The following is a 13,552-nucleotide window of genomic DNA, read 5'->3' as shown; positions in this document are numbered from 1 at the left end:
ATCCAAGATCGTTGCTGTCCACATTGGGACGCACAGTGCACAAACCAAGTCAGGGAGTCTCACATGGCAAAGGCATCATTTCCTTCCGACACGATCGTGTTCAAGGCGTCGACCGGCGGCAACAGCGCAGGGAACGGTGGAGACGGTTACAACGAGGGTAATATCATCAGCAACCCGAGTATCCACTTCAACCCGACCAACAAGGCCGAAGGCGCCGACGTCCACGTCAAGAACGGCGATGACGTTTATCAGAAGGCATACTGGGACGCCGGGGGCGCGAATGCGAAGGCGGAGAAGCATTCCAAGGCAGAGGGCGGCAAGGCCGTCTCGAATGGCGACCAGAAATCCGACAGCGGCCATAACAAATCCGACGTGGATGCCAACACGAAGGCCTATCAGGACAATTGGCTCGCTGCGGACCAGAGTCAGACCGTGATGGCCGGCGTCGGCGGCGACGGCGGAAACAACAACAAGGCCGAAGGCGGAGATATTTACTTCAAGGCCAGCATCGAATCCGCGAACCTGAACGACGTGCTCAACGATTCCAAGTACTTCCATATCGACGATTCAGGCATGTTCAACTGATCGATGCCTGTGTGGGGGTGAGACCGGCGGCGCAATGCCGCCGGTTCTCAATTCGCCGCGCAGTCGACGAGGAGTGAGCGGAAGGTTCGGACTTCAGATCTGGCGGGACCGCAATGCTGATGCCACCGCTCCGGCTGCAGACGATGTCACCACCGCGGACGCCGTTGAAGTCGGCGTTGCGGGCCTGCGCGGGGTCGTTCGGACTCGTTTTCGCGTATAGCTGCAGCTACAATCTCCTTCTTCTCGCGCCTTCCATTTATCTGCTTCAGATCTATGATCGCGTGCTGTCGAGCCGCAGCGGCGATACGCTCCTGATGCTGACGCTCATCGTCGCGTTTACCGTCGTGATCGGCGGGGTGCTTGATGCGCTGCGCCGCGCCGCATTGGGCCGGATGGGCGAGTGGCTTGAAGAAGAACTCCATCCGGCAGCGCTCTCCGCCTGCCTCAAATGCGCCCATGCTGATCGGGCGCGGGCATCGGAAGCCTATCGCGACCTTGCGGTCCTGCGTCAGTTCGCCCAGTCCGGAGCCTGCTCGACTCTGTTTGACGCGCTCTGGACGCCGCTCTTCCTCGGGGTTCTCTTCCTCGTGCATCCCTTGCTCGGAGTGATAGGTGTGCTCAGCGTGCTCTTCCTGCTTGGGCTCGGGCTTGCCGAAGACTGGTTCACGGAAGCACCGCGGGCGCGGTCGGCTGCCGCGGCGACGAGGAGCCAGGGATGGTTCGGCATGGCCGTCGGAAACCTCCAGGTGATCAGGGCCATGGGAATGCTCGACGGCACCGCGCGCCTGATCCGCCAGACTGCGCAGGATGCGAGGAGCGAGCAAGAGGTGGTCCAGCGCCGCCATGAAACCATCATGCTGATTTCCAAACCCGCGCGGGCGCTGGCGCAGGTCCTGATCATGGGTACTGCCGCCTGGCTCGTCCTGGAGCAAAGCCGAAGTCCCGGCATCATCTTTGCCACGACGCTTTTGTTCGGACGCGCTCTCGCGCCTGTTGAAGGGGCGGTTGCAGGCTGGAAGGCATTCGTGATGGCCTTGGCCGCGTACCGGCGGCTCAATGACGTCATGTCCGCTGTCACCACGGTTGCGAACGTCAGAGACCTGCCGGAGAGGCAGAAGGGCAGTCTCATTGTCAACAATGTTGGCGTCGCCGTCTCAGGATCGGACTGTTGGATGCTGAAGGACGTCTCATTCAGTCTCGCACCCGGTGAATGCCTGGGCATCATCGGTCCATCTGGCTCCGGCAAATCCACGCTCGGCAGGATCATCACCGGAATCTCCGCGCCGACGGCAGGTTCGGTCCTGCTCGACGGCATCGATATTCTATCCCTGCACGATTCGCGCGGCGGCGGGCGCCTCGGATATCTGCCGCAGGATATCGATCTCGTCGGAGAAACTGTAAAGGACATCATTGCACGGCTGGACGACGCCGATCTACAGAAGATCATTGAAGCAGCGAAGCTGGCCGGCCTTCACGAGACGATCATTCGTCTCCCGCAGGCATACGATACGGTCGTCAATGGCGCAGCGGCCAATCTCTCACGTGGATTTCGCCAGCGCCTCGGCCTTGCACGGGCGTTTTTTGGCGACCCGCACCTCGTGGTCCTCGACGAGCCGAACTCCAGCCTGGACAGTCTCGGCGAGCGCATGCTCTTCGACGCCATCGAACGGATGAAGGCGGCCAATACAACGGTGATCATCATCACCCACCGGATAGGGATCCTCGGCGCAACGAACAAGCTTGCGATCATGCAGGGCGGCGCGATCAGCGCATTCGGTGAGAGCAGGGAAATTTTCGAACGGTGTTTGGCAAGACCCCAAGTTACTTCGCGTGACCCTGTCTCATGAAGATTTCATTCACTCACGTCGATGTTCGGGAGATTCCACGCTGGCTGAGATCGGCGGCGCTGGCGCTGCGCGACCGGCTGCGCGGTGTCACCTGGATCCGCATCCACCGTCTCTTTGCCCGAAGGGGATGGGCTCGTCTAAAAATTGCATCCGCTCACGTAGAGATCTGGGACGTTCCACGGTGGCTGAGGTCGGCGCCGCCGGCGCTCCGCGACCGGCTGCGCGGCGTCACCTGGACTGGAAACCTGCTGGTTTGTGGCTTCGTCATCGGTCTCGGTACCTGGTCGACCTATGCACCCCTCGAGAGCGCCGCGATTGCTGTCGGCACCGTCGAGTCCGAGTCGAGCCGCAAGACGATTCAGCACCTTGAGGGTGGCATCATCAAGGAAATTCTGGTTGCGGACGGTGACGTTGTCCGTGCTGGACAAACGCTGATCTCGTTGGAGGACACCAAGGCCCGTGCCGAAGTCCAGAGCCTGCAAGGCCAGTTGTGGGAAGCGACGGCGCGAGAGGCACGGCTGCAGGCGGAACAGCGCGGAGACGAGCGGGTATCATTTCCGGGCAGGTTGGAGATGGCGCAGATGGCGAGTCCTTCAGTCGCGGATGTCCTTGCGGGTCAGCAAGCCATCTTCGAAACGCGCCGGCAGGTCTTTCTATCGCAAGCGGCCGTAAATCGGGAGAAGCGGTCGCAGGTGGAAAGGGAGATCGAGGGCCTCAGGGCGCAGGAAAGCGCCGCCGCAAGGCGCATCGACATCGTCCGCGAGGAAGCGGCAACGGTGGCCACGCTCGTCAGCAAGGGGCTTGAGCGGCGCCCGCGGCTTCTGAACCTCGAGCGAGAGATAGCTGACATCGAAGGACGGCGGGGAGAGATTGTCGCGCAGATATCGCGCGCGGGGCAGGTCATCAACGAATCCGAAGCTGTTCTCCTCAAACTGGAACATGACCGTCAAAACGAGATCGCGCAGTCGCTGCGCGAGGTACAGAACCAGATCTTTCAGATATGGGAACGACTGCGGGCGGCCGACGACCAACTCTCGCGAACGACGGTCAAGGCGCCCGAGGACGGCGTGGTAACCGACCTGAAGATCCATACGCCAGGCGGCGTTATCGGCGCCGGGGCACCTCTCATGGATCTGGTTCCCCGGCAGGATCGGCTCATCGTGATTGCGCGCGTCAGGCCCGAAGACATCGATGTGGTCCGTCTCGGACTGAGCGCCGAAGTGAATCTCCTGCCCTATAATCAGCGCCGCGTACCACGGCTCCATGGGACCGTGACGCACGTTTCTGCCGACCGTCTAGTCGATAAGCGCACCGATCAGCCGTACTACGCAGCGAAGATTCGAGTTCAGAATCTGGTCGGCGCCGGGATCGATAATGTCCAGATTATTCCGGGAATGCCGGCGCAGGTATTCATCAAGACGGGTCACGGCACAGTGGCGCTCTACGCTCTCAAGCCTCTACTCGACAGCTTCAACGGCGCGTTCCGTGAGGATTAAGCTGCGACCCGAACGGCGAGCTCGGGCAGCTCTCAAAATGATCGCACGCGTGAGGGTAGAGCGCGATGACTTTTCTTCGAATCGTCATCTCGCTCTATCTCTTTGATTTGAGCATGATCTCCGCGCAAACGCGTTCGCGTGTGTCGCGATGGAAACCGGTTCCCACTTTTCCGGATCATGCTCTAGGCATGATCGTTGGCTCGCCGGCTCCAGCGAATGACCGCCTCGGTGCGGTTATGCGCGGAGCATTTTCGCATGATACGTTGAATATGCATTTTTACAGTGTTTTCCGATAGGTTGAGCCTGACGGCAATCAACTTGTTGGGAAGGCCAAGCTGCAGCGCCTCGAGCACATGTTGTTCGCGCGGCGTAAGGTCGACCATCGCCTTCTCCGGCACAATCCTGGTGGCGCCGTTGCCCTCGTTAGTTCCGAGTAGCTCGGACGTATCTGGGCATCCCGATATCGTCTTGTGGCTTGTCCCTCCATTTTGCCCCACGATCGGTAACGGTCGGTAGACCCCACCGGCAAGGACCAGGCGTAATCCGGCAATCGCGAGTTCGACCGGGATCGATGTCGGAAAGAAACCGCGCACTCCGCGTTGCATCGCGGCCGAAGCCGTCGCATCGTCGTCGCGGTTTGACAACACAGCAACGGACGCTTTCGGGCAGGTTTCTGCAAGGAAGGCGAGGCTCTCCTCGATCGAAGGATCAGTGATCTGCTTGTGCCCGATATTCAGCGCAATCAAGCGGATGTCTCTGCCGGATAGCCAGTTCAGGCCACTGGTCGTTGCCATCTCGACGATCTCGAATCCAGTGAGTTCTCTTTTGAGAATATTGAGGATGCATGTCCGCGCCAGCACATGTTGCTCGATGATCACGAGCACCGGCGAGTTTTGTGATACCGAGGCCAGTTCCGCGGGATTAGAAAAATCGTCCATGATGTCCCCGAAGTCAGAGGTTAGCTGTCTCCACAAATTTTGATTTCCATTTTCCATGGAGCAAATCTGCCCCACACACTCTGCAGCGAATTGCTGCTGATCGCGACGTTGCTTCCGAGCTTCGAGTTCGTTCGCAACGTCGTCACGGACCTTCTGGTCCGTCGCAATAGATCTTGGCAGCGGTCTTATTATTCCAGGCTAGCTGCAAATATTGCGGTACGCGCTCGCCGCAGCCGACTTGGCGGGGCCATCGACGACATATGCTTCATCTTCCGTCACGAGATACAGAAACGGCCTATCTCCAGTATCTTCGCCCGACGCCGTTTTTCCTTTGACACGGCCGCAAATGGTGTCGACGGACTGCCCGAGCGTATTTTTGCGGATGGCCCGTTTCATCTCACCGAACTCGGCAGACGCCGGCTCCTCCAACTTCGCAGCAATGGTGGTCTTCGCCTTGATAATGACCGGATCGGACGTCGCAGCGGGCCGACCAGATGCCGGAGCTTCGACTTTCGCTTCGATCGTGGTGGACTTCGCCTTTTTCTCAGCGGGGTGAGGCCTGTCGCGGACGTCGGCAACCGACGGCTTTTCCGCCTTCGTCGCGATCGTGGACTTGGCTTTTGTTGTCGCGGAATTGGTCTTGGATGACGTAGGCGCCGATTCAATCGGTCGACTGGCGGCCATCCCGTTGAGACAGCCGAACCCGCTCGCGTCCGTGCATGCTTCCATGCTCGCTTGCGGCGGTAAAAGGCAGCTACAGCCAACCAGGGTCGCAGCCAGAACACCAATGAGAAGCGTTCTCATGCTAATCCCTCAAAAAGGGGCCTGAGGTCCGCTCGCAATTCTTGCGGCGATCTAAAATGTTGCGCTGGTTGTCTATCATTTGCGCAAAAGTCTTAACTGTTGCTAAACGCCATCCCGCGCCGCAGCGGTGTGCCCGTGCGCAATGCGGGGGGATGGGCTCGAATTGGCCTGTCGGTGGCCAATGATCGAACGCGTTTTTGAGCGAAGCAGGGACTGTTCGCGTAAAGAAGCGCGGCTCTACTTTGCTGAGACGGGAACGCCTCGCGGCGCCTCAGATGCTTCCGCCGCGATGCTCTTATTCAGTTTCTGATTGACGATCTGGACCGTACGGTCGATTTCGGCATTGGGTACGCCAAGCTGATGCGAAATCAGCTTCACCAGAAGGTCGACGCGCTCGATAGAAGGTGCGCCACCAGCGACCGCCCGGGCCGCCGACGAGGGCTTGAGAAGGCTTTCGGCTGCTTTGGCGTATTTCTCGAAAGGGACCTGATCGGTGGGATCGGCGCCCAGCCGCTGGGCGATGGCATCGACATGGTCGTAGATCGACTGCGAGAGATTGATATCGCCGTGCACCGCGTCGCGGATCGATTGCGGCTCATGCGGCGTGATGCAGCGGTAATTCCCCGTCAACAGCATCGACCATTTGGCCAGAGGGACGAACATCGAATCGAACACTTTGAGCTTCACCGGAACGTCCTGGCCATCCAGCTTCACCGCATCGACGTCGGCTTCCAGCTCCCGAAGCAGCAAGTTATGTTTCTCATCCGCAAATGACGCTGCCTTGAAGTTTGTCGGCAGGCCGACGTGAAGAACATTCGCCGCCTCCTCCGGTGGGCGGAAGGCCTGCGGATCAGGGGAGCAGAGCGACACCAGACCCGGCTCGAACCGTTCCCATACCGCGGCGTTGGTATAGGCGTCCTCCAGCTCCATTTTCGCAAGCGCCGGGATCCGTTTGAGGTAGGGCAGGGGCGGCATGTTCATGATCGAAAGGCAAGGCAGCTTCGCCTCAGCGATCTTGATCATCAGAGCCTGGATCGCATGGTCGGTGTATTGCGGCTCCTGCATGGCAAGACCAACCAGATCATAACGGCAAAGATCGACGTCGGCGGGCTCGACCGCGTCCAGGATGCCAGGCAGGTCGCGCGAGAAGATCGGCCGGTGCGCCGCCTCGTCGCGCAGCTTGATGCGAACTTCGGTGCCGTCGCGATTGATGAGTTCTGCCGTCTGCTTCCGGCAAACCAGCGTCACGTTGTGACCCGCCATCAAAAGCTTTGTCGCCAGCAATGAGCCATATGAGGCTCCAAGGATCAGAATGTTACGCGCCATGCGCCCTCCCACAGATAATGCTTTCCGGCGCGCCACACCTCCGGCGCAAATTTGCGAGCGCCTGCTTTGCGACAGGAGTTAAGCCGAATTTTCGGTGCGATACCGCCGGCTTCCCTGGAGTGCTGCCCAGGAAATGCCGGCGGAGTTCGAAGGGACCGGTCAGGCCGACGCGGCCAGTCTGTAGGGCGTTGCTTCGTCGTCGAACGCGGTCGTGATGTCGCGAATGCTGATGACGCCGATCAGGCTGTAATTGTCGATCACCGGCACGTGGCGGATGTGATGCTTGCTCATGAGGTGACGGACATGCTCGAGCGTATCCGTCGAGGTGCAGGAGACGAGCTGCTGCACCGAAATGAATTGCGAGACGCGCATGTTCACGCCGGCTGCGCCGTGTTCGGCAATCGCGCGAACCACGTCGCGCTCGGTGAACATGCCGACCGCCGTGTTGCCTTCGGTGCGGACGACATCCTTGACGACCAGCGCGCTGATATTGCCGGAGCGCATCAGTTGCGCGGCAATGGCGACGGTCTCGTTCATGCGGACCGTTGCGACACGGGCGGCTTTCTTGCGCAGGATATCTCCGACTTGCATGGCAACCTCCTTGGGGTGGATTATAGGTGAAGTCTGGTATACATAATGCCAAATGTCAACACGCGGAGCGTGGAATTCTCGCAGCCGAGATCGAGATAAATAGGCAGTATTATTGACGTTTCTGGAGCGTACCGTGACATTCCAGAAGGAGGGGCCTCGGGTTTTGGCGGTCTCATGTGGCGTCAGGTATGCCAGAGCTTGCTAGTCGGCAAAAGAAAACGCGCCCACCCGGAGGTGAGCGCGTCTTGTTCTTGCCGTGGATCGGTGAGGTCAGGCCGCAATCTGCGATTTGGCGACCACCATCTTGCGCCATGGTTTCAGCACCGCGATCGCCAGCAGCGAGGCCAGGATATTCGCGCCGGCCGCGACGATGAACACGGTGTCCCAAGTGCCCGACGACTGCTGCATGTAGTTCGCCACCGGCACCAACAGCGCCGCGGTGCCCTTTGCGGTGTAGAGCAGGCCGGCATTGGTGGCCGCGAACTTCGCGCCGAAGGTGTCCGTGCAGGTCGATGGGAAGAGGGAGTAGATCTCGCCCCAGGCGAAGAACACGAAGCCCGACAGCAGCACGAACCAGACGGGATCGTGGCCCAGCATGTAGAGGCCCCAGATGCCGATGCCTTCCATGCCGAAGGCGATGAACATCGTATTCTCGCGGCCGATCATGTCGGAGATCCAGCCGAAGAATGGACGCGTCAGGCCGTTGAGGACGCGATCGATAGTGGCTGCGAACGTCACGGCCGTCATCGTCACCGCCATCAGCGTCACCGGCACGCTGTCGACCTTCCAGTCGACGGCGATCGGCTTGAGGTTGGCCGTCACCATCAATCCGCCGGCGCCGACGATCACGAACATGAAATACATCAGCCAGAAGATCGGCTGACGGATCACTTCGGTGGGCTGATAGTTGCGCCGGGTCTGGATCACGTTGCTGTTCTGCACCGTCGGCACCTGTCCCGGTTTCGGCGAGAACATCAGGAAGGCGAGAATGACGATGATGATGCCTTGGCCGAGGCCGAAATAGAGGAAGGTGGTCTGGAAGCCTGAGTCCTTGATCATCGCCTGGATCGGCGCGACCGTCAGCGCCGAGCCCGCGCCGAAACCGGCGGCGGTGATGCCGGCCGCAAGGCCGCGCTTGTCGGGAAACCATTTCAGCGCGTTGCCGACGCAGGTGCCGTACACGCCACCGGCGCCGATGCCTGCGATGATCATGCCGAGATAGAAGCCGTTGAGCGTGGTCGCGTGGGCGTTGATCGCCCATCCGATGGCGCAGAGGATGCCGCCGATCAGGACGACGAGGCGCGGGCCGTATTTATCGACGAACCATCCCTCGACCGGCACCAGCCAGGTCTCGAACAGCACGAACAGCGTAAATGCCCACTGGATCGAGGCGCGATCCCATCCGAATTTCTGCTGGATGTCGGGGACGAAGAACGTCCAACCATATTGGTAGTTCGCGATCATCACCATCGCGGCGACGCCGATGGCCAATTGAGTCCAGCGATAGGCATCGCTCACTCGCGCCTCCGCGACGGGGGCTGCTCCGTGCACTGTATCCGTCATTCTTCCTCCAAAGGGCTGCTGTTCTATCGTTGCCCGACAGCTCGCGCGAGTGTGGTATATGTTATGCCAGTAGACAAGCGGAAAATTGCATGTGTTCTAAGAATTCCCCGCGCCGGTGAAAAAGCTGCACAAACAAACAAAAAGGGCCGCGCGGTTGCGCGGCCCAATCGTCGGAAGCGTCTTAAGCTATTGCTTTGCTTACAGCTTAATCATGCGGTCGCCGCGGATCGCAGGCGGCTATATCCTTCCTGAATGACCGACCAGAACAGCGCGATCAATCCCAGGATCATGATCGTGCTGACCAGCGGATTGGAAAGGAACACCCCAAACGACCCCTGGGATCCCAGAAGCGATTGGCGGAAGGCCTCCTCGGCCTTGTCGCCGAGCACGATCGCCAGCACCAGCGGGGCGAGGGGATAGTTGCACTTCTTGAGCAGATAACCGATCACGCCGAACACCAGCATCAGCATGACGTCAAACGTGCTGCTATGGACCGAATAGGCACCGATCGCGCATAGCACCAGAATAAGGGGTGCAATGATGCTGAAAGGCACGCGCAGGATAGCTGCGAAAATTGGTACGCAGGTGAGCACGACGAGCAGGCCGACAATATTGCCGAGATACATCGAGGCGATCAGGCCCCAGACGAATTCCTTCTGTTCGACAAACAGCATCGGTCCGGGCTGCAGGCCCCAGATCAACAGGCCGCCGAGCAACACCGCAGCCGTCGGAGAGCCCGGCACGCCGAGGGAGAGCATCGGCAACAGGGCCGCTGTACCCGCGGCGTGCGCCGCGGTCTCCGGCGCAACGACGCCTTCGATCTCGCCCTTGCCGAAATTGCTGCCTTTCTTCGCGACGCGCTTGGCAATGCCGTAGCTCATGAACGAGGCTGGCGTTGCGCCCGCCGGCGTGATGCCCATCCAGCAGCCGATGAAGCAGGAACGCAGCGAGGTCATCCAGTATGCGGGCAGCTCCTTCCAGGTCTGGAGCACCACGCGCAGATTGATCTTGGCGGTGCCGCCACGGAAGGCCAGGCCTTCTTCCATCGTCAGCAGGATTTCGCCGATGCCGAACAGTCCGATCACGGCGATCAGGAAGTCGAAGCCGTTGAGCAGGTGGGTGACGCCGAACGTCAGCCGCAACTGCCCGGTGATGGAATCAAGTCCGACCGCGGCAAGCGCGAAGCCGATCATCATGGCCGCAATGGTCTTGAACGGCGGCTCCTTGCTCAGGCCCACGAAGCTGCAGAATGCGAGGAAATACACCGCGAACTTTTCCGCAGGCCCGAATTGCAGCGCAAAGCTGGCAACCAGGGGAGCGACCAGCGTGATCATGACGACGGCGAACAGCGCGCCGACGAAGGAGGAGGTGAAGGCGGCGGTCAGTGCCTCGCCGGCCTTGCCCTGCTGCGCCATCGGATAGCCGTCGAATGTCGTGGCCACCGACCATGGTTCGCCCGGTATGTTGAAGAGAATCGAGGTGATCGCTCCACCGAACAGCGCGCCCCAGTAAATACAGGACAACATGATGATGGCCGACGTCGGCGACATGCTGAATGTCAGCGGCAGCAGGATGGCGACGCCATTGGCGCCGCCCAGTCCCGGCAGCACGCCGATGATGACACCGAGCACGATGCCGATAACCATCAGCATGATGTTGTACGGCTGCAGCGCGACCGCAAAGCCGTGAAAAAGATTGACGAGTTGTTCCATCCCGATAATCCAATCCTGACTGTGCGTCGTTGTTTACAGGTCGAGCCACTCTTCCAACGGTCCCTTTGGAAGCGGGACCATGAACCAGCGCTCGAAAATCAAATAGGTGACGAGGGGCATGCCGAATGCCACCGCCAGGACGGTGATCCAGTTGTATTTGCCCAGCCATCGCATGAACCATGCGATGAAAATGGTCGAAGCGACGTACAGCCCGATGAACGGCATGGATCCGACATAGATGCCGGTGGGAATGACGACGCTGAGAACCTGACGAAGCTGTCCCCACTCGGCGAACAGTCCGTCATTGTCTTCGCGCAGCCCGTGCCAGAGATTGATCCCGCTGGAGGCGACGATGAAAAGCCCGATATAGAATGGGAAGAACCCGGCGCGGGGGCCCTCAGCGCCCCAATTGATCCCCGCCTTGAGGCTGCCGGCGATCACGATCACTCCGAACAGAGCGATCAGTAGGGTGACGCCTGCTTCCACGAGCTTGTGGGTCGGGCCGGTGTTGCTCGAACTGCCTGTTGTCATCGAAACTCCATGCGCAATCAAGCCCGCGGAAACCGAGCCCGCCGTCTGCGTTGCTACCCAATCGATCAGTGCTTCTCGGTCAGTTGCTCGGAGCGAGGAAACCGGCCTCTTTCATCAGAGCCTGATGACGCTTGTCCTCGGCCTCGACCCATTTGGCGTATTCTGCGCCGGTCAGGAAGGTCGTGTTGAATGCGCCGCTCTTCATGAATTCCTGCCACTCAGGAGTGGCGCGAATTTTCTTGAACAGTTCGACATAATACTCGACCTGGTCCTTGGTGGCCCTGGGCGCCATGAAGATGCCGCGCAGCATCAGATATTCCATGTCGAGACCTGCCGACTTGCAGGTCGGAACGTCCTTCCAGGCCTTGCCGTCCGCGATCGGCTCGTCGTAGGCCATCGGCTTTGCATCAAAAACGCAGAGGGGACGCAGCTTGCCGCCGCGCCATTGCGCGACCGCCTCGATCGGATTGTTGACGGTCGAATCGACGTGGTTGCCGACGAGTTGAACAGCGACTTCGCCGCCGCCCTTGTAGGGAATGTAGGTGAACTTGGTGCCGACGGCTTTTTCCACGGCGACAGTGATGATCTGATCTTCCTGCTTCGAGCCGGTGCCGCCCATCTTGATCGAGCCGGCGGGAGCGGCCTTCACGGCATCGATGTACTCCTTCGCCGTCTTGTACGGCTTGTCGGCGTTCACCCACAGCACGAATTCATCCAATGCCAGCATCGCGACGGGCGTGAGATCTTTCCAGCTAAACGGAATTCCGGTGGCAAGCGGTGTGGTGAAGAGGTTGGAGAGCGTAATGATGATCTTGTGCGGATTTCCGCCCGATCCCTTGACGTCGAGGAAGCCTTCGCCGCCGGCGCCGCCGGACTTGTTGATGACGACCAGCGGCTGCTTCATCAGACTGTGCTTGGTGACGATGCCCTGGATCGTGCGCGCCATCTGGTCGGCGCCGCCGCCTGTGCCGGCGGGGACGATGAATTCAACGGGCCGCACCGGCTCCCACGCCGCCGTTGCGGGAGCCGCGACCCCGCCCGTGCACAGCGCCGCAATCGCTCCCAACGCAAGATGTGTAGAACGCCTCATTTGCTTCACTCCCGTTGAACTGTGGTTACGCCGGTCTTTGCCGGCTTATTAAGTTCATTTCCCGATCAAACGTTTCGGGTCTTCATGCACCCATGATCGTCGCGCCGCAATGGTTGCCTCAACGCGACTCCCGTGGGTTCGAATTGTACGAGGGGCCTGATCGGGCGGCATCCGCTGCTTTCGGCCAATTGTGAATCTGAAAAGCGCAAGAAGAGGGGAAGGCACGCTTGCGCTGCCTGTTCCTTGCGATATCGCCTTCGCTGTCCCTTGCGGACTGCACGGCCTAGCTCCCCCCTGGTATGCGCCATTGTTCTATTATGGGCGTTTTTAGAATTCTTGTATATGATATGCCACGATGCAACTGGTTTTTGGTTTCGACAGGAGGCTAGGCCAATTTGTCGCAGGCGGCGCCCAAACAGGCAATCGGTGAGCGGCGAACGAAAACGGCCCCGGAAACCGGGGCCGTTGATCGAAATGCAATCGATGGTTGCTGTGGGATTTCGCGCGGTGCCGCGCAAAAAGCCTTTACTCTAGAAGCATCAGAGGCCGAAAGGGGGGAGGTCGCCGTTGCGAACCGCAATGCGGCTGCTCGCGATCAGAAGGCGGTCGATGGAAGCCATCAGGCGACCGAACAGGGTGGGGGAGGGCAGGAGGCCGATGGATGCAGTCTTGGACATGGACGTCCCCTTTCTGAAGTAGCGGAGAAGCTCCGCTTTCGTGATACGGGAGACTTATGTATACCAGATACCACCAACAATAACTTTGTTTGCATAGCAGCAATCGGACGTTTGCATTGCAGCAACGAGTCGTGATGCTGGCACTCCAGAATGAAGGAGGCCGCCGGAAACCGGCGGCCGTTGCATTCCAGAATCCCAGGCTGCTTATTCCGCCGCCTGCTTCCGCGGCGGATCTAGCGCGCCGGAGCCGTGGATTTCAGCGACCTGGTGCTCGCTGAGGCCGAGGACCTGGCGGAGGATCTCGTCGGTGTGCTCACCGAGCAGCGGCCACCTCGGTACCGCTTTTCGATCGGAAGGCTTTTTTGCAATGGTGAGCACAGACGCTTTACCTT

At 59.9% G+C, this 13,552-nt stretch carries 12 protein-coding genes and 1 pseudogene; 3 read left to right on the top strand and 10 right to left on the bottom strand.

From position 1 onward, the window contains the following. Positions 1 to 63: 63 nt before the first annotated feature. From YUO_RS0119905 to YUO_RS0119895, 3 genes are all read left to right on the top strand, one after another. Entirely contained in the window at positions 64 to 585 is a 522-nt protein-coding gene (locus tag YUO_RS0119905; RefSeq protein ID WP_063830306.1) for a hypothetical protein, read from the top strand. Positions 586 to 698: 113 nt separating this feature from the next. Beyond that, positions 699 to 2,432 carry a type I secretion system permease/ATPase gene (locus YUO_RS41170; protein WP_083754640.1) on the top strand — a complete coding sequence of 578 codons (1,734 nt, stop codon included), beginning with the start codon at positions 699 to 701 and terminating at the stop codon, positions 2,430 to 2,432. After that, complete coding sequence (locus YUO_RS0119895; RefSeq protein ID WP_083754639.1) at positions 2,429 to 3,928, top strand: HlyD family type I secretion periplasmic adaptor subunit; 1,500 nt, start codon at positions 2,429 to 2,431, stop codon at positions 3,926 to 3,928. The genes YUO_RS41170 and YUO_RS0119895 overlap by 4 nt, the downstream gene beginning before the upstream one ends. 182 nt (positions 3,929 to 4,110) lie before the next feature. On the opposite strand, the gene YUO_RS0119890 is transcribed toward YUO_RS0119895, so the two are convergent. The 10 genes and pseudogenes from YUO_RS0119890 to YUO_RS46345 all read right to left on the bottom strand — a co-directional run. Beyond that, positions 4,111 to 4,866 carry a response regulator transcription factor gene (locus YUO_RS0119890; RefSeq protein WP_051379526.1) on the bottom strand — a complete coding sequence of 252 codons (756 nt, stop codon included), beginning with the start codon at positions 4,864 to 4,866 and terminating at the stop codon, positions 4,111 to 4,113. Positions 4,867 to 5,064: 198 nt separating this feature from the next. Continuing rightward, positions 5,065 to 5,595: a hypothetical protein gene (locus YUO_RS47805; RefSeq protein WP_235782765.1), complete on the bottom strand. Its 531-nt coding sequence runs from the start codon at positions 5,593 to 5,595 to the stop codon at positions 5,065 to 5,067. A gap of 312 nt (positions 5,596 to 5,907) precedes the next feature. Then, a complete protein-coding gene (locus tag YUO_RS41165) occupies positions 5,908 to 6,996 on the bottom strand; it encodes a ketopantoate reductase family protein (RefSeq protein WP_051379525.1) in 1,089 nt (362 codons plus the stop codon). A gap of 159 nt (positions 6,997 to 7,155) precedes the next feature. After that, on the bottom strand, positions 7,156 to 7,587 hold the full coding sequence (locus YUO_RS0119875; RefSeq protein ID WP_028348858.1) for a CBS domain-containing protein: 432 nt from the start codon (positions 7,585 to 7,587) through the stop codon (positions 7,156 to 7,158). A gap of 270 nt (positions 7,588 to 7,857) precedes the next feature. Then, positions 7,858 to 9,150, bottom strand: coding sequence for an oxalate/formate MFS antiporter (gene oxlT / locus YUO_RS0119870; protein WP_028348857.1), 1,293 nt, complete (start codon positions 9,148 to 9,150; stop codon positions 7,858 to 7,860). A 209-nt stretch (positions 9,151 to 9,359) separates the two neighbouring features. After that, complete coding sequence (locus YUO_RS0119865) at positions 9,360 to 10,862, bottom strand: tripartite tricarboxylate transporter permease (protein ID WP_028348856.1); 1,503 nt, start codon at positions 10,860 to 10,862, stop codon at positions 9,360 to 9,362. 33 nt (positions 10,863 to 10,895) lie between these two features. Then, on the bottom strand, positions 10,896 to 11,393 hold the full coding sequence (locus tag YUO_RS0119860; RefSeq protein WP_028348855.1) for a tripartite tricarboxylate transporter TctB family protein: 498 nt from the start codon (positions 11,391 to 11,393) through the stop codon (positions 10,896 to 10,898). A 79-nt stretch (positions 11,394 to 11,472) separates the two neighbouring features. After that, complete coding sequence (locus YUO_RS0119855) at positions 11,473 to 12,483, bottom strand: Bug family tripartite tricarboxylate transporter substrate binding protein (RefSeq protein WP_028348854.1); 1,011 nt, start codon at positions 12,481 to 12,483, stop codon at positions 11,473 to 11,475. A 539-nt stretch (positions 12,484 to 13,022) separates the two neighbouring features. Further along, positions 13,023 to 13,160, bottom strand: coding sequence for a hypothetical protein (locus YUO_RS47195; protein ID WP_198028056.1), 138 nt, complete (start codon positions 13,158 to 13,160; stop codon positions 13,023 to 13,025). Positions 13,161 to 13,364: 204 nt separating this feature from the next. Beyond that, positions 13,365 to 13,520: pseudogene (locus tag YUO_RS46345) on the bottom strand (formyl-CoA transferase); the annotation flags it as partial. Between the last annotated feature and the right edge of the window lie 32 nt (positions 13,521 to 13,552).

Source organism: Bradyrhizobium murdochi, assembly GCF_000472965.1.
GTDB classification, from domain to species: Bacteria; Pseudomonadota; Alphaproteobacteria; order Rhizobiales; family Xanthobacteraceae; genus Bradyrhizobium; species Bradyrhizobium murdochi.
Note: the sequence above shows the minus strand (reverse complement) of the source record. Positions and strands in the feature narration are given on the sequence as shown.